A 17,810-nucleotide genomic window follows, 5' to 3' on the forward strand; every position below is an offset into this window, starting at 1 on the left:
TTGCGAGCCGGGGGCGGTCATCGGACAGTGGGTCCATGACCGCCCCCACCGCTTCGCCGCCCGGCCTGAGCGTCCGCCCGGCGACACCCGACGACGCGGCGGCGGTCTGCGCCCTGCTCAACGAGATCGACATCCTGGAGATCGGCCGCGCGGACACCGAACTCGCTGAGATCCAGGGGGACTTGAAGCACCCCGAAGTGGACCTGGAGCGCGACTCCTGGCTGCTCTTCGACGGCGCCCGCCTGATCGGATACGGCCTCCTGTGGGACGACTCGGGCGGTGAGCGGATCGACATCGACCACTACATCGTGCCGCGCCAACTGCCGGGCGCCCTGCACCTGTTCGACCTCATGGAGACCAGGGCCGCGGAACGCGCCGCCGCCAACGGAGCGCCCCGCGCCGTGGTGCACCTGCACCTCACCCTGAACCCCACCATGGACCTGCCCGCACTACGCGCCCGAGGCTGGCAGCCGGTCCGCCGCTACAACGCGATGGCCCGTCAACTGTCGCCGTCGGCCGACCCGTTGCCCCCTTCCCCGCCCGGCGTATCGGTGCGCCCCTGTCTGGAGGAAGCGGACCGCCGCCGCGCCCACGCGCTGCTCCAGGAGGCCATGACCGAGCACTTCGACTTCCAGTACCGCACCTACACGCAGTGGTTGGACGACATCGACGCCGAGCGGGTCGACTGGTCGCTGATCTGGCTCGCCCACGTCGACGGCCTCGGGGACGTCGGGCTGCTGCGCACCCACAACGACCGCGCCTCCATGGCCTGGATCGGCAACCTCGCCGTCCTGCGCCAGGCCCGCGGCCGGGGCCTGGGCAGCCACCTCCTGCGCTACGGCTTCGGCCACTACGCGGCGCTGGGCCGCGACCGCGTAGGCCTGGGCGTGGACACCGACAACACGAGCAACGCGCTCGCCCTGTACGAACGGCACGGCATGACCCTCGACTACGGGGTCGACACCTGGGAGTTGATCGTCCCCGTCACCGGCGGGTGAACGACTTGAAGGTGTGGCTGAAGTACCAGGTGTCCTGGGCGATCCCCGAGCAGTTGTTGGCGCCGCCGGTGCCCACGCAGTTGCCGTTGTCGCGCTGGAGCGCCCAGAAGGAGAGCGTGTTGATGCCCCGGGCCTCGGCCCACTTCTTCACGGTGACGGCGTTCTGAGTGGTGAAGGTCTCGGCGGGACCGAAGTCGTCGATGCCGGGCATCTCGGTGACACCGATCCGCTTCCACAGCCTCGCCGGGTTCGTCTTCGGGTACAGCGCGGCGAGTTGGGCGTGCAGGCCGGTCGCGGCGGTCTTGGTGTCCTCGGCCATGTCGTGGGTGGCGTTGTCGTAGTAGTCGAACGTCATGATGTTGACGACGTCGACGCGCGCGCCGTTGTCGACGGCGTTCTGCAACAGGGCCACGCCGTTGGGCGCGAGACCGGTGGTGGTCGTCGGCAGCGTGTAGGAGAACTCCACGCTGCGGCCCGTGCGTTGGGCCCAGCGCTGCACCTTGGCGATCGCCTTGTTGCGGCGGTCGATGCCCGCGGTGTTGTTGATGGAGTCGGCCTCGATGTCCAGGTCGATACGGCTCACGCCGTAGGTCGTGACCAGGCTCTCGTAGACCTTGGCGATGGCGTCGACATCGGTGCAACTGTCGGCCAGTTCGGTGTTGGTGGTGTCCGCGCTGTAACCGCCGAAGGACGGGATGACGTTGCCGCCGCGCGCCTGGATCGTGGCGATGTCCTTGCCGAACGTGGACTTGGCGATCGGCTGGGCGGGCAGGCCGTTCCAGTACGCCGTGCACGAACCGGCCGCCTCGGTCTGGAGGAAGGCCATCGTGAGGTACTTGTTGCCCGAGGCCGCGGCGAGCGCGGCCGGGCTCTCACCGGTCCACGCCTCGAAGTACGGCGCCGCGACCTGGTCCGGCATGGGCCGCGCGCGATGATCGGCGCTCGCGGCACCCCCGCCGAGAGCAACGAGCCCGGCGGACAGGGCCGTTACGGCCGTACAGGACAGTGACGCGCGAAGGGGCCCAGGTCGTCTCATTGACGCTCCCATGCTGAAAGGAGAGAAGTCGCCCCGGACCGGGGCGAACAGCGACCATATTTGGACTAGACCAATCGTCTGTCAAGGTTCTTTACAGTGAACTGACCGGGAGGGCGCGGGAATTCGGCGTCAGCCGTCCCGGGTCAGTGGTGGTGCTCGTGCTGTTGGTGCTGCTCGCCGTGGTCCGGTGAACCGCCCATCATCCGCAGCATCGCCGGTCCGCCGCTGCGCAGGAACCGTACGACCAGACTCGCGGCCAGCAGGAGGAAGGCGATGTTCAGCCAGGTCGTGTAGTTCCAGGTGATCCCGTCGTCCGGGATCTTCGCGTCGGCCTGGTCGGGGATGAGGCCAAGACCGCCGAAGGCGAACTCCACGACATAGCCCGCGAAGGCCATGGCCGCGAAGAACGTGACCAGCAGGAAGCCGGCCATCCGGGCGCCGTAGTACTTCCGGTAGATGTTCAGGATCGGCAGGATCAGCAGGTCGGCGTAGAGGAAGGCGATCACTCCGCCGAAGCTGATGCCGCCCTTCCACAGGACCACCGCGAGGGGCACATTGCCGATGGAGCAGACGAAGGTCGCGATGGCCACCAGGGGTCCGACGAGCGGTCCGACGAGCTTCGCCGCGAGGGGATGGTCCGCGAGGAAGAACGTGTGCCAGAAGCTGTCCGGCACCCAGGCGGCGATCGCCCCCGCGATCAACAGCCCGGCCACCAGGTCGCGCAGGATCGCGGCCCACTCCATCACGAAGATGTGCGCGACGGACGTGAACCCGTCGCGCGAGAACAGCCGTCGGACGAAGCTGCCCTCGCCGCGGATCGACATGTCCATCGCCGCGTGCCCCTCCATGGAGCCGGCGACCCCGCGCTCGGCCTGCTCCTGCGCCTGATGCAGCAGACGCTGACGCAGGAAGAGCCGGAACAGCACGGCGAGTACGACGATCATGATCGGTCCGCCGACGAACTCGGCGGCGGTGAACTGCCAGCCCATCAACAGGGCCAGGATCACGCCGAGTTCGACGACGAGATTGGTGGAGGCGATCTCGAAGGCCATGGCCGCGGTGAAGTCGGCGCCTTTGCGGAACAGGGAACGCGCGAGCGCGACGGCCGCGTACGAGCAGGAGGACGAGGCCGCGCCGAGCCCCGCGGACAGCGCGAGCGTGCGCGGCCGGTCGTCGCCGAGCAGCCGTACGACCGTCGACCGGCGCACCACCGCCTGCACGACGGCGGAGAGCGTGAAGCCGAGGATCAGCGCCCAGGTGACCTCCCAAGTCATCGAACCGGCAATGGACAACGCGTGCCCGATCGCTCCCATGAACCCGCCCCTCTCCGGTGTCCGTCGGCCAGGACTATACCCGTAGGGGGTATATGGCGCATGCGTTGCGGCCGGGCGAGAGGAGTGACATCGGGCATGTGGCCCCGGGGGGGATGGGTCCTATCCGGTACGGCGCCTGTGGCGGCGCAGGGCGAACCCGCCCACGAGGGCCGCCTTCACCACGACGACCGTCACCAGGAAGCCCACCGCCCAGCCGGTCCACGACGTCCGGGTGAGGACGGCTCCGCCGAGCCCCAGATGGAGCGCTACGGCGATCACCGCCACGCCGATGACCATGAACCGGGCCCGGCCGCCCCGCCGTTGGGGCACTGGCACCGCCTCGTCGGACGTCTTGGACGCTTCGGACGGCTGCCACTCCACCGTCAAAGGGTCCCGCCTGCTGAACCTGCCCAGGTGCGTGGTGACGACGTCCCGCAGTCGCCCCAGGTTCTCCGGGTCGTCCGCCTCGACGCGCACTGTCAGCAGGCCCGGAGTGGCCCGCAGGGCGCACCGCCCCCAGGGCAGGGTGAGCGTCCCGTCCGTGTCCGTCCACTCGACGTGGATCTGATCGGGCCGCAGCTCGGGAAGCGTGTGCGTCCTCGGGGACCGCGTGTCGTCGTCGCTGCTGTGGGAGCGCGGGCGGTGGCCCAGGTGGCGGCCTTTGTTGGCGAAGTGCTTGCAGAGCTGGACGAGATATCGGCCGGGACGTTCGGTGGTGACGCGTGCTTCGGCGGTGAGCATGGGTTCCTCGGTTCGGTCGGGTCCGGGAGTTGAGGTGCGGTCGCGGGCGGCGAGGGTGCCTGGCCTGTCCGTGGCCGCCGCCTCGCCCACAGCTTTATCGATACACTCTGTCGCTGTCAATGCACCTTGTCTCGACAGTGGCGGCGCGTATGCTGAGGGGGTGCCGAAGCTCTGGAACGAGACCATCGAGGAGCACCGCCGCGCTGTACGCGACGCGGTGCTGGAGACCACGGCGGTGCTGGTGACCGAGCGCGGGCTGCGCTCGGTGACGATGTCGAGGATCGCCGAGGAGAGCGGGATCGGCCGCGCCACGCTGTACAAGTACTTCCCGGACGTCGAGTCGATCATGACGGCGTGGCACGAGGAGCAGATCACCGGGCATCTGCACGAACTCGCCGAACTCCGGGACGGGCCCGGCAGTGCGGGCGAGCGGCTGCGGGCGGTCCTGGAGGCGTTCGCGCTCATCCAGCAACGGCGCCATGGTCACGGCCCGGAACTCGGCGCGCTGCTGCACCGGGGCGACCATGTCGCCGGCGCCGAGCGGCATCTCCACCGCTTCCTGAGCGAACTCCTGGCGGAGGGCGTGCGGGCCGGCGACATCCGTGACGACGTCTCCCCGGACGAACTGGCGACCTACTGCCTCCACGCCCTCGCCGCGGCGGGCGTCCTGCCGTCCAAGGCGGCGGCGCGACGACTCGTCTCGGTCACCCTCGCGGGGCTGCGCCCGACGGCCGCGGAATGACGGGGCTTCCGGACTTCGACGTACTGCTGGCCCGGTTGGCGAGTCACCGGCAACTGGACATCGCTGGCCTGTCGAGCGCGGCGGCGATCCCGGAACCCGAACTCCGCGCGGTGTACGAGGGAATGGCGCCGAGCCCTTCGCTTCTCCGCAGGCTCGCGCCGGTGTTGAACCTGCACGCGGCCGACTTGTTCGTGATCGCGGACGTGCCGGTACCGGACGAACTCGCTCCACTGGACGCACGGGCGAGAGGAATGGTCGCGGGCCTCGTGAAGGACGCTGTTGGCCTGCCCGCGGAGCACAGACGCCGGTTGAGTCGACTCGCCCGTTCGTTGCCCCAGGAGAGCCGCTCTGAGCCAGTCCGGACACCGCGGGTGTACGAACGGTTCAAGCGCGGTCCAGGTGGCGTGCTGATACACATGGTCGGCAACCGCAACCTGAGCTGGACCGGGATCGCCCATACCTTTGTGAGCCTGACGGGCCGGTACTGGTCCGCGGCCACGTACGGAGGCGTGGGCAACGGCCGCAAGGAACTCACGCCCGACCTGCTGACCGACTTCGCGACCGTCCTGGGCGTTCCCGTGGACGCCCTGTCGATCCTCACCGGTGTCGACGTCCCCGACGGCCCGCCGCCCCCGAACCCGGCGGCCGTCGACGCCGCCGAACTGATGTGGGACGTACGGCGTCTGACGGTCGATCAGGTACGTCAGGTCGCCGACGCGGCGCGGGCCGTGTCGGGCGCGTGACCGCTGCGCGCGGTCACGCGCCCCGTCGTCAGTTCGCGGGCCGGCGTACCACCGCGACGTCCCTGGGGGCGAGAACGGGGAAACCGTCCTCGCCCGCGGTGCCGACCAGGAGTTCCCCGGACAGGCCGGTCAACGGCACGGTCCTGTCGGTGCGGTTGACCAGGAACAGGTAGCGGCTGTCGGCGCTGCGGCGCACGGTCAGTTCTACGTCTGCCCTTACGCCGACCGGGAGTTCGCTCTCGACACCGGCCGGTGCGAGCAGTCGGGGGAGGAGGCCGGTGAGGCCGTCGCGGCCCAGGCGGGTGGACACGTACGCGGCCGAACCCCCGCCCACCGTACGGCGGGTGACCGCGGGGCGGCCGGTGTACGCGCCGCTGCGGTAGTGGGCCAGCACCTCCACCTCCGGGTCGGTCACCGTGATCCGGTCGGTCCACAGGGAGCCCGTGGCGGCGGTGTCGAGGTCCAGTTCGACCGTGTCGCCGTCGAGCAGCGGGCCGAACTCCTCGATGCGGATGCCCAACAGGTCGCGCAGGGCGCCCGGGTAGCCGCCGAGCCAGATGTGGTCGTTCTCGTCGACGACACCGGAGAAGTAGGTGGAGACGAGGTGGCCGCCCTGCTCGACGTAGCGCGTGAGTTCCTTGGACAGGGCCGCCGGGATCATGTGCAGGACCGGCGTGATCACCACGTCGTAGCGGTCCAGGGCGGTCTGCGCCGTGACGATGTCGGCCCGTACGCCGAGGTCGAGGAGGGCGGAGTACCAGTCCAGCGCCTCCTGGCGGTAGTCGAGCCGGTCCGTGGGGTGCGAGTCCTGCTCGCTCGCCCACCAGGACTCCCAGTCGAAGACGATGCCGACCCGGGCCGTCTCGCGGTCCGTGCCCGCGATCGGCGCCAACGTCCGCAGCGTGCGGCCGAGTTCGGCGACCGCGCGGAAGACCTCGCTGTCGGCACCGGCGTGCGGCACCATCGCGGAGTGGTACTTCTCGGCGCCCGCGGCCGACTGGCGCCACTGGAAGTAGCAGACGGCGTCGGCGCCGTGCGCGACATGCAGCAGCGAGTCACGGGCCAGGTCGCCGGGGCGCTTGGCCACGTTGACGGGCTGCCAGTTGACGGCGCTGGTGGAGTGCTCCATCAGGAACCACGGCTTGCCGGCGGAGATCCCGCTGACGAGGTTCGCGGAGAAGGACAGCTCGTCGCGGTCCTGCGAACCCGGCGTGACGTAGTGGTCGTTGGAGACGAAGTCGATCTCGGCGGCCCAGTCGGCGTAGTTCATGCCCTTGGTGTTGCCCATCACCATGAAGTTGGTGGTGACCGGCACATCAGGGGTGATCTCGCGCAACAGGTCGCGCTCCGCGCGCAGATGGTCCTTGAGCGCGTCCGAGGAGAAGCGCTTGAAGTCCAGTTGCTGGGTCGGGTTCGGGAAGGACGCGGCCAGCCGGGGCGGCAGTATCTGCTCCCAGTCGCTGTACCGCTGCGACCAAAACGCTGTGCCCCAGGCCTGGTTGAGGCTCTCGACGGTGGAGTAGCGGGCGCGCAGCCAGTCGCGGAAGGCGCGGGCCGCGTCGTCGGAGTAGTCGTAGACGTTGTGGCAGCCCAGCTCGTTCGAGACGTGCCAGGCCACCAGCGCGGGGTGGTCCGCGTAGCGCTCGGCCAACTCCCGTACCAGGCGCAGCGCGTGCTCGCGGAAGACCGGCGAGGTGGGGCGCCAGTGCTGACGGCCGCCCGGCCACAGGGTCTCGCCGGCGGCGGTCACCGGGAGGATCTCCGGGTGCTCCGTGCTCAGCCACGGCGGCGGGGACGCGGTCGCGGTGGCCAGGTCGACGCCGATGCCGCCCGCGTGCAGCAGGTCCATGATCTCGTCGAGCCAGCCGAAGTCCCATGTGTCCCGGGCCGGTTGGATGCGGGCCCAGGAGAAGATCCCCAACGAGACGATGTTGACGCCGGCCTCGCGCATCAGCCGGATGTCCTCGTCCCACACCTCGCGAGGCCACTGCTCCGGGTTGTAGTCGGCGCCGTAGGCGAGGCGGGGGGTGGCGTCACCGTCCGGCCCGTGCCGCAACTTGGACAGGAGGGTGGAGATCATGGGGGTCCTTCCGGTTACTGCACAGGCGCTGCGAGATGCGGGGTGGATTCCGGGCGGGCCGCCGCCGGGCGAGTGCTGCTCGGCGGCGGCTCCCGAGGAGGTGCCGGTCGCTGCGGACCGGCTACTTGGAGCGGGTCACTTGTTGACCGTGAAGCCCTGCTCGTTGCCGTACTTGATGGAGGCGTCCTGCCAGCTCTTCAGACCCTGGGCCAGCGTGGTGCCCGAGATGTAGGCCTTGCCGACGGTGTCGTTGAAGATCGAGTTGGCGTACTGCTGGAAGGGCAGGTACGACCAGTCGGAAGCGACCTCGGACGCGGACTGGGCGAAGATCTCGTTGGCCTTCTGGCCGCCGAAGTACGGGAACTCCTTGTTCAGGAACGCGGAGGACTGGAGTTCCGCCTTGGTCGCCGGGAAGGCGCCCTGGTCGACACGGGTCTGGACACCGGCACCGGAGTTGGCGTACTCGACGAACGCGTAGGCGAGTTCCTTGTTCTTGCCCAGCGCGGGCAGGGCGAGGGACGAACCGCCGTTCTCCGCGCTGGCCTTGGCGCCCGCGGTCCACTGCGGCATCGGGGCCGCGCGCCAGTCGCCGGAGGCACCGGCCACACCACTGACGAAGTTGGCGGGCATCCAGGCACCGGTGGTCAGGGTGGCGATGGTGCCGTCACCGAGGCCCTTGTACCAGTCGTCGGTCCAGCCGTTGATGGGCGAGACCAGCTTCTCGTCGAGGAGCTTCTGCCAGGTGTCCGTGTACTTCTTGGCGCCCGCGTCCTCGAAGTTGACCGTCACCTTGGTGCCGTCGACCTTGTAGGGGCGCGAACCGGCCTGCCACAGCATGCTGGTGGTGAAGCCCGCGTCACCGGCGTCGTTGGCGATGTACGCCTTCGGGTCGGCCTTGTGCAGCTTGCGGGCCGCGACGACGTACTCGTCCCAGGTGGTCGGGACGGCGATCTTGTACTTGTCGAAGACCTTCTTGTTGTAGAACATCGCCATCGGGCCCGAGTCCATCGGCAGGCCGTAGACCTTGGAGCCGTCGCTCACCGCGTTCCACGGACCGGCCGTGTACTTGGACGCCAGCTTGTCCGCGCCGTAGGGGGCCAGGTCGCTGAGACCCTTGGTCAGGGAGTACTGGCTGAGCGCGAAGTACTCGACCTGGGAGACGTCCGGGACGCCCTTCCCGGCCGCGATCGCGTTCGACAGCGCGGTGTAGTACTTGTCACCGGACTTGTCGCTGACCAGGTTGATCTTGACCTTGGGGTACTTCTTCTCGAAGTCGGCCGCGACCTTCTTCAGCGTGGGCTCCCAGGCCCAGACCGTGACCGAGCCGCCCTTCTTCAGAGCCGCCTGGATGTCCGAGGCCGAGACGGCCTTGGTGCTGGAGCTGTCGTCGTCCGAACTGCCGCACGCCGTCGCCCCCAGGGAGAGGACGGAGAGGAGGGCGAGGCCGCGCAGCAGGCGGCCGGTGGTTCTGCGCATGGAGGTGCTTCCACTTCTTCGTGGGTGGGACTACTTGAGGGTGGGTTATTCCTTGACGCTTCCGGCGGCGAGACCGGACTGCCAGTACTTCTGGAGCAGCAGGAACGCCGCGATCAGCGGCACGATGGTGAGCAGCGAACCGGTGATCACCAGGTTGAAGATGACATCACCGCCGATCGTCTGCGCCTGGGAGCTCCAGGCGCTCAGACCGAGGGTGAGCGGGTACCAGTTGGGATCCCTGAGCATGATCAGCGGCAGGAAGTAGTTGTTCCAGGTCGCGACCGTGGTGAACAGCAGCACCGTGACCACACCGGGGGCGAGCAGCGGCAGCGAGACCTGGAAGAAGGTGCGGATCTCGCCGGCTCCGTCCATACGGGCCGCTTCGAGGAGTTCGACGGGGATGGCCTCGGTCGCGAAGACCCACATCAGATAGAGGCCGAACGGCGAGATCAGCGAGGGGATGATCACCGCCCACGGGGTGTCCGTCAGCCCGATCTTGCTGAACATCAGGAAGGTGGGCACCGCGAGGGCCGTACCGGGGACGGCGACGGCGCCGATGACCACGGCGAAGATGGCGCGCTTCCCGGGGAAGTTGAACTTCGCCAGCGCGTAGCCGCCGAGGATCGCCAGGAAGGTGGCGCCGCCGGCGCCGAGCACGACGTAGAGCAGGGTGTTCAGCAGCCACCGGCCGAAGATGCCGTCGTGGTACGTGAACGTGTCGTGGATGTTCGACCAGAGGGCGAAGCGGTGCGCGAACCACAGGCCGTTGGAGTCGGCCAGTCCCGCCTGGGTCTTGGTGGAGCTGATGACCAGCCAGATCAGGGGCACCACGGTGTAGACCAGGATCAGACCGGTGAGCACGGTCAGCAGCACACTGCGCTTGGGGCGCCCGGGTGTGTGCTTCTTGCGGGGGGTGCGCAGCCGGGGCGCGCTCCGGGAGCCGCCGCCGGACGGTGCGGGCGCCGACCCGGAGGCGGTGGTGACGGGGGTGCTCATGGTCAGGCTCCCTTGCGCATGCCGCGAAGCTGCACGACATAGGCGATGACCATGGTGATCAGCCCCATGATGATCGCGACCGCCGCGGAGTAGTTGTGCTGCTGGCCGTTGAAGGACAGCGAGTACGTGTAGAAGTTCGGGGTGTAGTCCGTCGTGATCGCGTTGCGTGCCAGCGGTCGCAGGATGCTCGGCTCGTTGAAGAGCTGGAAGCTGCCGATGATCGAGAAGATCGTCGCGATCACCAGCGCGCCGCGGATCGCGGGGAGCTTGATGGCGGTGATGACACGGAACTGCCCGGCACCGTCGATCTCCGCGGCCTCGTACAGCGAGGTCGGGATGACCCGCAGCGCGGAGTAGAAGATCAGCATGTTGTAGCCGACGAACTCCCAGGTCACGATGTTGCCGATCGACGCCAGCACCAGGTGCGTGGAGAGCGGGTCGGGCAGCGTGACGCCGAAGGCGCTGTTGATGTCGCCCACCAGACCGAACTGGGTGCCGTACATGAAGCCCCACATCAGGGTGGCGACCACCGCGGGCACGGCGTACGGCAGGAAGATCGTGATCCGGAAGAAGTCCCGGCCGAAGAGCCGGCCGCTGTCCAGGGCGAGGGCCACGAACAGGGCGATGCCGAGCATGATCGGCACCTGGATCACCAGGAACAGCGAGACCCGCTCCAGGGAGGACCAGAACTGGTCGTCCTGGAAGGCCTGCGTGTAGTTGTCCAGGCCGACGAAGTGGTTTCCGCCGATGAGCTGGTTGCGGTACAGGCTGAGATAGACCGAGTACACGATCGGAGCCAGGAAGACGAAGGCGAAGACCACCGCGAAGGGGCCGATGAAACCCCACCCTGTCCAGGAACGGCGGTCCCGTTTGGCCGATGGCCTGACCGGGGGCCGAGTCGCGGCCGCAGGGGGCTGAAGCGTCGTCATGTAGTTCCTCGCTCGTCCATCTCGGAACCGGCGTCACACGCCGTCGCGATGGTTGCGTAAACATCCAGGTCCGAGAGGCTCTCGGCCTGTTATGTTTACGTAAACATCTGATGGCGGCATGTCTACACTGCCCCAATGTCGGTGGTCAAGGGCCGTTTGGTGAAACGTGCCCCAGGCAATCGGATCGATAGGGGAGGGAGACGGGTGGACACAGCGCACAGTGCCTCGGCCGGCACCGAGGAGCCCCGCAGACGCGGCGGGAAACGGGCCGCGCGGCGCGCCCCGAGCGCGTCCATGGCCGACGTCGCACGCCTGGCCGGCGTCTCCTCGCAGACCGTCTCCCGGGTGTCCAACGGTTACGCGGGCGTGAACGAGGAGACCCGGCAACAGGTCCTCGCCGCCATGAAGGAACTCGGCTACCGGCCCAACAGCGCCGCCCGCGCCCTCAAGCGCGGTGAGTTCCGCACCATCGGCGTCATCACCTTCAACCTCTCCACCACCGGCAACATGCGCACCCTGGAGGCGATCGCCACCTCCGCCGCGCACGAGGGCTACGCCGTCACCCTGCTGCCGGTCGCTGTCCCCACCCAGGACGAGGTGCGCGGCGCCTTCTCCCGCCTCGGCGAACTCGCCGTCGACGCCGTCATCGCGATCATGGAGGTCCACCTCCTCGACGCGGCGACCATCTCGCTGCCGCCCCACGTCCAGGTCGTCGTCGCCGACTCCGACGCGGGCGACCGCTACAGCGTGGTCGACACCGACCAGAACGGCGGCGCGCGAGCCGCCGTACGCCATCTCCTCGACCTCGGCCATCGCACCGTCTGGCACCTCGCCGGACCCCAGGAGTCCTTCGCCGCCCAGCGCCGCGCCGACGCCTGGAGCGCCGAACTCACCGACGCGGGACGGTCCGTGCCCCCCGTTGTGCGCGGCGACTGGTCCGCGGAATCCGGCTACCGCGTGGGACTGGAACTGGCCCAACAGGCCGACTGCACAGCCGTGTTCGCGGCCAACGACCAGATGGCACTGGGTCTGCTGCGGGCCCTGCACGAGCGCGGTCGGCGCATCCCCGAGGACGTCAGCGTGATCGGCTTCGACGACATCCCCGAGGCCGGTTCCTTCCTGCCGCCCCTGACCACCGTCCACCAGGACTTTGCCGAGGTCGGCCGCCTGTGCGTGCAGGGCGTGCTACGGCGGATGCGGGACCGGGGCGACGAGCACGGCACCACCCTGGTACCGACCGAACTCGTGGTCCGCGCGAGTACGGCGGCGCCCGCTCCCGCCGTGGGCGAGTAGCGGGCGCATGGTCTGTGCGGCCCGCCTCAACGGGCGGGCTGGGCAAGGGAGTTGGTCAGGCCGTCGTCTCCGGACGGCCGGGCCGGGACCAGTGGGTGTGGAAGGTGCCGGTGCGGTCGGTACGCCCGTAGGTGTGGGCGCCGAAGAAGTCGCGCTGGCCCTGGAGCAGGGCGGCCGGCAGCCGCTCGGCGCGCAGCGTGTCGTAGTGCGACAGCGCGGCGGAGAACGCCGGGACGGGGATACCCCGGCGGGCCGCGGAGGCGACGACCTCGCGCCACGGGACCTGTGCGTCGCCGATCTCCCGCGCGAAGGTCTCCTCGCCGAGCAGGCTGACCAGACCCGGGTCGGCGGTGTAGGCGGCGCGGATGCGGTCGAGGAAGGAGGCGCGGATGATGCAGCCGCCGCGCCAGATCCCGGCGACCGCGGCGAGGTCGATCTCCCAGCCGTACTCGGTGGCCGCGTCCTGGATCATCTTCCAGCCCTGGTCGTAGGCGATGACCTTCGAGGCGTACAGCGCCTGCTCCACCTGGGCGGTGAACCGGTCGGCCTCGGTGCGGCTGAGCGGGGGAGTGGTGCCGCCGGGCAGCCCGCGGTAGGCCGCGCGCAGGTCGGCCTGGCTGGAGGAGGCACGGGCGAAGGTGGCCTGGGCGATCGCGGTGACCGGCGACCCCAGCTCCAGCGCGGTCTGCACGGTCCAGCGCCCGGTGCCCTTCTGGCCCGCCGCGTCCTTGACGATGTCGACGAACGCCCCGCCGGTCTCCGCGTCCGTGTGCGCGAGGACCTCGGCGGTGATCTCGATCAGATAGGACCCGAGCCGTCCCTCGTTCCAGCGGCGGAAGACGTCCGCGATCTCGGCGGGGGTGTAGCCGCCGACCTGGCGCAGCAGGTCGTAGGCCTCGGCGATGAGCTGCATGTCGGCGTACTCGATGCCGTTGTGCACCATCTTCACGAAGTGCCCGGCGCCGTCGGTCCCGATGTGCGTGGAGCAGGGCTCCCCGTCGACCTTCGCGCTGACCGACTCGAACATCGGGCCCAGCACGGCGTACGACTCCGCCGAGCCGCCCGGCATGATCGACGGCCCGTTCAGCGCGCCCTCCTCGCCACCGGAGACCCCGGCGCCGACGAAGTGCAGGCCCTGTTCGCGCAGGGCGGCCTCGCGGCGGCGGGTGTCGGCGAAGTGCGCGTTGCCGCCGTCGATGATCATGTCGCCGGGCTCCATCAGCGCGGCGAACTCGTCGATCACGGCGTCGGTGGCCGGACCGGCCTGCACCATGATCATCAGGCGGCGGGGCTTTTCGAGGGCGGCCACGAACTCCTGTGCCGTCTCGGCCGGGACGAAGGCGCCCTCGTCGCCGTACTCCTTCATCAACTCGTGGGTGCGGTGCGGCGAGCGGTTGTGGACGGCGACCGTGTAGCCGTTGCGGGCGAAGTTGCGGGCCAGATTGCGGCCCATCACACCCAGGCCGGTGACGCCGATCTGCGCGGTGGCGTCGGCGGCTGTGCTGTTCGGTGCGGATGCGTTCATGGGGTGCCTGTTCTCCGAATTGGTGACGTGGCGGGTCGGCGCGGGGCGCCCATGACCGCTGGTACGTGCGCGATCGCGGATTGACTCGAAATTCCGCGTGATTGGGAGCGATCTTGTCGACCGCCGCACGGCGCGTTCCGCCGGATGCGAAGATCGCTCCCCTGGAAGGGAGCGGCCATGGGTGACATACGGGTGCGGTGCGCGACGTTCAACGTGCTGCACGGCCAGCTGATCCGGCCGGACGGCCAACCGGCCGCCGCCCGCCCCGCCGACCCCTCGGCACCCCTCGCCGAGGCCGTCGCGTCCTTGGACGTCGACGTGCTGGCCCTCCAGGAGGTCGACCGCTTCCAGGAACGCTCCGGCCGCCTCGATCAGGCGGCGGTCGCCGCCACGGCGCTGGGCGCCCGCGACTGGCGCTACGCGACGGCGCTGCACAGCCGTTTCGTGCCGGACCGGGGCTGGGTCACCGACCCGTCCCAGCCCGCGATGCGCGTCCACGGCCCCGAGGCCCTGGAGCCCGAACTCCCTTCCCAGGGCATCGCGTTGCTGTCCCGGCTGCCGGTCCGCGAATGGCGGTCCCTACGACTGTCCCCGGGCCCGCTGGCCGTGCCGTTGCGGGTCGCCGGGCGGGCCGCTCCGGTGCTGGCCCGGGACCAGCCCCGGGCCGCGCTGGCCGCCGTACTGGAAGGCCCGCAGGGGCCGTTCACCGCCGTGGCCGTGCATCTCTCGTTCGTGCCGGGCTGGAACATCGGCCAGCTCCGCGCGGTGCGCCGCTGGATCGCGGAGCTGCCCCAACCCCGCGTGCTGATGGGCGACTTCAATCTCTTCGGCGCTCTTCCCCGGCTCACTCTGAACGCGACCGCGCCACGTGGCTGGCGGAGTGCGGCCCGGCGGGCGACCTTTCCCTCGCACCGGCCGCTCGTCCAGCTCGACCACATCATGACGACGGGGCTCGGCGCGGACGCCGTGGGGGCGGTGGGCGCGCCGAGGGTGGAGATCTCCGATCACCGGCCGCTGGTGGTGGAGCTGTCGCTGTGAGTCAGTTCCACAGGGGGTAGGTCACGGTGTGCTGGAACTTGTCCGGCCGCGCTCCGGGGTACGTCAGGGTGATCTCGCCGTACTGCCGCAGCTGCGGATGCCGCTTCCACGTCTGCGCGGAGTCGAGCCGCACGGTCACCGGGAAGGAGTGGAACTTGCCCACCGCGCAATAAGGTTTGCAGTCGTTCACCCAGTTGACGCCCGTCGCCGTCGCGGAGTTGGCGTTCCAGTCGGTCCAACGCAGCGACGTCAGGCGGCTGTTGCCGTCGCCGCAGGCCAGCATGAAGTCGCTGGGACGCACCTCGGGATGCCAGAGGCAGTCGACCAGCACGGGGACCGCGGGCTGCCGCTGGGCGACCGGTTGCGCGTGCACCGTCGCCGGGGCCGCGGACGAGGTGCCCACGGCCGGCGCCAGCAGAGCGGCGGCACAGACCGTGACGACTCCGACCATGGTGTGTTTGTACATGTCCGCTCCCGGCCGCCCGTTCGTACCCGTCACTCCGCACCCGCACCGGCGGTGGACCCGCCTGCGGGACACGGTCGTCGTCCGTCTTCTGGTTCGACGCTACGACCGTGTCCTGGGTTCCACCACTCGTACAGAGCAACGACGCGGCCCGCAGGGAGTAGCGGGACGCGTGTGAACCAGTGGCTCAGGCGGGTCGTACGGCGCCCCGGATGGCGGCGGAACCGGCGTAGAAGATCGACTCCTCGCGTATCGGAGTGCCGGGGCTCGGCGCGTGGATCATCAGGCCGTTGCCGGTGTAGAGGCCGACGTGGTCGATGCTGTCGTAGAAGAAGATCAGATCGCCGGCGTGGATGTCCGTGAGCGGGACGAGGGCGCCCGCGCCGGACTGTTCCTGGGCGGTGCGCGGGAGGAGGACCCCCGCCGCCTTCCATGCGGCCTGGGTGAGGCTGGAGCAGTCGTACGCGTCCGGTCCCGCCGCGCCCCACAGGCAGGGCCTGCCGATCTGCGCGCGGGCGAAGGCGAGCGCGGTGGCGGTCTTGCTCTGGGCGCCGGCGTCCGGTGCGGTCGTGGTGGGGATGACCGCGGCGGGCGCCGGGCTCATGGCCGGGGCCGGTGGGAGGGTGACTTCCGGGGCCATGGCCGGAGGGGCGGGGGGTGCGAGTGTGGGGGCGACGGACGGGGCCGCGGCGAAGGCGACCTCGGGGGCGGGGGCGGTCGGCTGCCACTCCTGCTGGGGCGGGCGCCAAAACGGTTCCGGCGCGGGCTGCCACTCGGGCTGGGCCGTGGGCTGCTGGGGGATGAGAGGTATCTGCCCCGTGGACCAGGCCGGTTGCTCGGCGACTGCGGGCATCTGCCCGGTCGACCAGGCAGGTTGCTCGGTCACCGCTGGCATCTGTCCTGTCGACCACATCTGCTGTTGCTCGGTCACCACGGGGAACTGGCCGGTGGACCACGGCGGTTGCTGTGTCACCGCGGGCATCTGCCCTGTCGACCAGGTCTGTTGTTGCTCGGTCACCATCGGCATCTGTCCGGTGGACCACGTGGTCTCCGGGGCGGGCCAGGCCGTCTCCGGGGGCGGCCAGGTGGCGCCCGTCGGCGCGGTCTCGGTACGCGGTGTGCCGATGGACGGGAGCAGGTCCAGGCTCGCGGTGAGCGGGTCGAAGGCCGGTGCCGGGGCGGTCGCGAACTGCTGCGGTGCCATGACGCGCGCGGGCGGCACGTCGACGGCCGGGGCGGGCGGTACCGGCGGCAGGTCGAGGACGGTCGCCGTGGGCGTCTGCGACATCTGGGCCTGAGCCATCTGCGCGATCTGGGCGATCTGAGACATCTGCGGAGGCTGCGGCACCTGCGCCTGAGGTACCTGTGCCTGCGGCATCTGTGACATCTGCGGCATCTGTGCCATCACGGGAGACTGCTGTGTCTCCTGTGCGGCGGGAGGCAGCGCGGCAATGGGTGCAGCGGTCAACTCCGCTACGGGGGGCATGAGTTGCGGGGCGGTGGGCTCCGGTGCGGCGGTGGTCCCCATGGTCAGTTCGGCCACGGCGCGACCGGGCTGCATTTCGAGTTCGCGGCCGGTGCTCTGGGGCTCGGGGCGTCGCTCGGGTCGTTCGGACCGCTCGGGGCGGGACTCGGCCGGGCGGGCCGGGGTCCTGCCGGGCGGCAGCATCGCCGGTACGGTCGGGCCCAGTTGGGTGCGGGCGCGGTCGAACAGCTGCCGGGTGACGGCTTCGACGGCGGGGTCGGAAGGACGTGACGCGCTGGGGCGGGCCTCGACACGCTTGCGCGGTTTCCCGGACATCGCACGTGTGGCGTTGTAGTTTCCGGTGGCCGTCTCGGCCCTGTCGTAAAGGGAGTTGATCCGCCGCTGGACTTCGTCGCGGCTGGGTCGGTCGTCCACGGTGGGGCCACTGCCTCCGGTGCGCGTGCGTCGTTCTGCCGGCATGGCAGACGTGCTCCTTCCGCTTCGCGCCTACCGGGTTAGCTGTCGGGTTCGGGCGTCGATCACGGAAGGTTTGCCCTACGGTCCTTGCCCTGAGGGGCAGTTGGACCGATTCACCCCAAGTTCGGTTGGGTCCCCGGCTCCGGCTGTCGCGAGCGACACGCCGGACTCGGCGCGAGCCGTGCGGCCCGGCGCCGATCGCCGGAGTAGGTCGTACGGCCTGAGCGCCAACTTAGCCAACGTGTGTGCCTCGTGTGAAGGTTGAAGCGCGATATGTCCGATACGTATTTGTGACCTTTACCTCGCCCTGGTGTGTCGAGGGGGCAGGAGCCCGCCGGGGCCGGTGATCCATAAGAGGTCGCTATGAATTTCTGGGACGGTTGAACACACCGGGGCCCGGCTCCGTATTGGGTCGGGGGATTTCCATGCCGGGACGAGCCGGGCCGACCGATACGTGTAGGAGCAACTTCCTTGGCACGCAACACGCGCAGACGC

General features: G+C 69.7%; 15 protein-coding genes and 1 riboswitch. Of the genes, 5 read left to right on the plus strand and 10 right to left on the minus strand.

Annotated features, from left to right (window positions below; genetic code table 11):
- Nucleotides 1-35: 35 nt before the first annotated feature.
- Nucleotides 36-998 carry a GNAT family N-acetyltransferase gene (locus tag ACWIHT_RS02960; protein ID WP_456163730.1) on the plus strand — a complete coding sequence of 321 codons (963 nt, stop codon included), beginning with the start codon at nt 36-38 and terminating at the stop codon, nt 996-998.
- On the opposite strand, the gene ACWIHT_RS02965 is transcribed toward ACWIHT_RS02960, so the two are convergent.
- From ACWIHT_RS02965 to ACWIHT_RS02975, 3 genes are all read right to left on the minus strand, one after another.
- Nucleotides 985-1,917: a chitinase gene (locus tag ACWIHT_RS02965; RefSeq protein WP_456163732.1), complete on the minus strand. Its 933-nt coding sequence runs from the start codon at nt 1,915-1,917 to the stop codon at nt 985-987. The genes ACWIHT_RS02960 and ACWIHT_RS02965 overlap by 14 nt on opposite strands.
- A 260-nt stretch (nt 1,918-2,177) precedes the next feature.
- Complete coding sequence (locus ACWIHT_RS02970) at nt 2,178-3,347, minus strand: permease (protein ID WP_456163734.1); 1,170 nt, start codon at nt 3,345-3,347, stop codon at nt 2,178-2,180.
- Between the two features lie 120 nt (nt 3,348-3,467).
- Nucleotides 3,468-4,178 (minus strand): DUF2218 domain-containing protein, encoded by a 711-nt coding sequence (locus tag ACWIHT_RS02975; RefSeq protein WP_456163736.1) that lies wholly within the window; start codon nt 4,176-4,178, stop codon nt 3,468-3,470.
- Nucleotides 4,179-4,248: 70 nt separating this feature from the next.
- On the opposite strand from ACWIHT_RS02975, the gene ACWIHT_RS02980 reads away from it, so the two are divergent.
- A complete protein-coding gene (locus tag ACWIHT_RS02980; protein WP_456163738.1) occupies nt 4,249-4,830 on the plus strand; it encodes a TetR/AcrR family transcriptional regulator in 582 nt (193 codons plus the stop codon).
- On the plus strand, nt 4,827-5,573 hold the full coding sequence (locus tag ACWIHT_RS02985) for a hypothetical protein (RefSeq protein ID WP_456163740.1): 747 nt from the start codon (nt 4,827-4,829) through the stop codon (nt 5,571-5,573). The genes ACWIHT_RS02980 and ACWIHT_RS02985 overlap by 4 nt, the downstream gene beginning before the upstream one ends.
- 28 nt (nt 5,574-5,601) lie before the next feature.
- Here the strand turns inward: ACWIHT_RS02985 and ACWIHT_RS02990 are convergent, their stop codons facing one another.
- From ACWIHT_RS02990 to ACWIHT_RS03005, 4 genes are all read right to left on the minus strand, one after another.
- Nucleotides 5,602-7,653, minus strand: coding sequence for a beta-galactosidase (locus ACWIHT_RS02990; RefSeq protein ID WP_456163742.1), 2,052 nt, complete (start codon nt 7,651-7,653; stop codon nt 5,602-5,604).
- A 135-nt stretch (nt 7,654-7,788) separates the two neighbouring features.
- Nucleotides 7,789-9,129: an ABC transporter substrate-binding protein gene (locus ACWIHT_RS02995; RefSeq protein WP_456163744.1), complete on the minus strand. Its 1,341-nt coding sequence runs from the start codon at nt 9,127-9,129 to the stop codon at nt 7,789-7,791.
- A gap of 45 nt (nt 9,130-9,174) precedes the next feature.
- Nucleotides 9,175-10,125 (minus strand): carbohydrate ABC transporter permease, encoded by a 951-nt coding sequence (locus tag ACWIHT_RS03000; protein WP_456163746.1) that lies wholly within the window; start codon nt 10,123-10,125, stop codon nt 9,175-9,177.
- Between the two features lie 2 nt (nt 10,126-10,127).
- Nucleotides 10,128-11,054 (minus strand): carbohydrate ABC transporter permease, encoded by a 927-nt coding sequence (locus ACWIHT_RS03005; protein ID WP_200712559.1) that lies wholly within the window; start codon nt 11,052-11,054, stop codon nt 10,128-10,130.
- A gap of 204 nt (nt 11,055-11,258) precedes the next feature.
- Here ACWIHT_RS03005 and ACWIHT_RS03010 point away from each other — a divergent pair, with 204 nt between their 5' ends.
- Complete coding sequence (locus ACWIHT_RS03010; protein ID WP_456163748.1) at nt 11,259-12,347, plus strand: LacI family DNA-binding transcriptional regulator; 1,089 nt, start codon at nt 11,259-11,261, stop codon at nt 12,345-12,347.
- A gap of 55 nt (nt 12,348-12,402) precedes the next feature.
- Here ACWIHT_RS03010 and gndA read toward each other — a convergent pair whose 3' ends face one another.
- Nucleotides 12,403-13,872, minus strand: coding sequence for an NADP-dependent phosphogluconate dehydrogenase (gndA, locus tag ACWIHT_RS03015; protein WP_456163750.1), 1,470 nt, complete (start codon nt 13,870-13,872; stop codon nt 12,403-12,405).
- A 177-nt stretch (nt 13,873-14,049) separates the two neighbouring features.
- Here gndA and ACWIHT_RS03020 point away from each other — a divergent pair, with 177 nt between their 5' ends.
- Nucleotides 14,050-14,910, plus strand: a complete 861-nt coding sequence (locus ACWIHT_RS03020; RefSeq protein ID WP_456163752.1) for an endonuclease/exonuclease/phosphatase family protein — start codon at nt 14,050-14,052, stop codon at nt 14,908-14,910.
- 1 nt (nt 14,911) lies between these two features.
- Here the strand turns inward: ACWIHT_RS03020 and ACWIHT_RS03025 are convergent, their stop codons facing one another.
- Together ACWIHT_RS03025 and ACWIHT_RS03030 are read right to left on the minus strand one after the other, a co-directional pair.
- A complete protein-coding gene (locus ACWIHT_RS03025; protein ID WP_456163754.1) occupies nt 14,912-15,376 on the minus strand; it encodes a hypothetical protein in 465 nt (154 codons plus the stop codon).
- Between the two features lie 184 nt (nt 15,377-15,560).
- Nucleotides 15,561-17,318, minus strand: a complete 1,758-nt coding sequence (locus ACWIHT_RS03030; protein ID WP_456163756.1) for an NlpC/P60 family protein — start codon at nt 17,316-17,318, stop codon at nt 15,561-15,563.
- Between the two features lie 8 nt (nt 17,319-17,326).
- Nucleotides 17,327-17,500: riboswitch (cyclic di-AMP (ydaO/yuaA leader) on the minus strand.
- Between the last annotated feature and the right edge of the window lie 310 nt (nt 17,501-17,810).

The organism is Streptomyces sp. NPDC002276, from assembly GCF_053891435.1.

Excerpts from the sequence above, each read along its gene's own strand:
- ACWIHT_RS02960 (WP_456163730.1), top strand. The coding sequence starts at position 36 with ATGACCGCCCCCACCGCTTCGCCGCCCGGCCTGAGCGTCCGCCCGGCG.
- ACWIHT_RS02965 (WP_456163732.1), bottom strand. The coding sequence starts at position 1,917 with ATGCCGGACCAGGTCGCGGCGCCGTACTTCGAGGCGTGGACCGGTGAG.
- ACWIHT_RS02970 (WP_456163734.1), bottom strand. The coding sequence starts at position 3,347 with ATGGGAGCGATCGGGCACGCGTTGTCCATTGCCGGTTCGATGACTTGG.
- ACWIHT_RS02985 (WP_456163740.1), top strand. The coding sequence starts at position 4,827 with ATGACGGGGCTTCCGGACTTCGACGTACTGCTGGCCCGGTTGGCGAGT.
- ACWIHT_RS02990 (WP_456163742.1), bottom strand. The coding sequence starts at position 7,653 with ATGATCTCCACCCTCCTGTCCAAGTTGCGGCACGGGCCGGACGGTGAC.
- ACWIHT_RS02995 (WP_456163744.1), bottom strand. The coding sequence starts at position 9,129 with ATGCGCAGAACCACCGGCCGCCTGCTGCGCGGCCTCGCCCTCCTCTCC.
- ACWIHT_RS03000 (WP_456163746.1), bottom strand. The coding sequence starts at position 10,125 with ATGAGCACCCCCGTCACCACCGCCTCCGGGTCGGCGCCCGCACCGTCC.
- ACWIHT_RS03005 (WP_200712559.1), bottom strand. The coding sequence starts at position 11,054 with ATGACGACGCTTCAGCCCCCTGCGGCCGCGACTCGGCCCCCGGTCAGG.
- gndA (WP_456163750.1), bottom strand. The coding sequence starts at position 13,872 with ATGAACGCATCCGCACCGAACAGCACAGCCGCCGACGCCACCGCGCAG.
- ACWIHT_RS03020 (WP_456163752.1), top strand. The coding sequence starts at position 14,050 with ATGGGTGACATACGGGTGCGGTGCGCGACGTTCAACGTGCTGCACGGC.
- ACWIHT_RS03025 (WP_456163754.1), bottom strand. The coding sequence starts at position 15,376 with ATGTACAAACACACCATGGTCGGAGTCGTCACGGTCTGTGCCGCCGCT.
- ACWIHT_RS03030 (WP_456163756.1), bottom strand. The coding sequence starts at position 17,318 with ATGCCGGCAGAACGACGCACGCGCACCGGAGGCAGTGGCCCCACCGTG.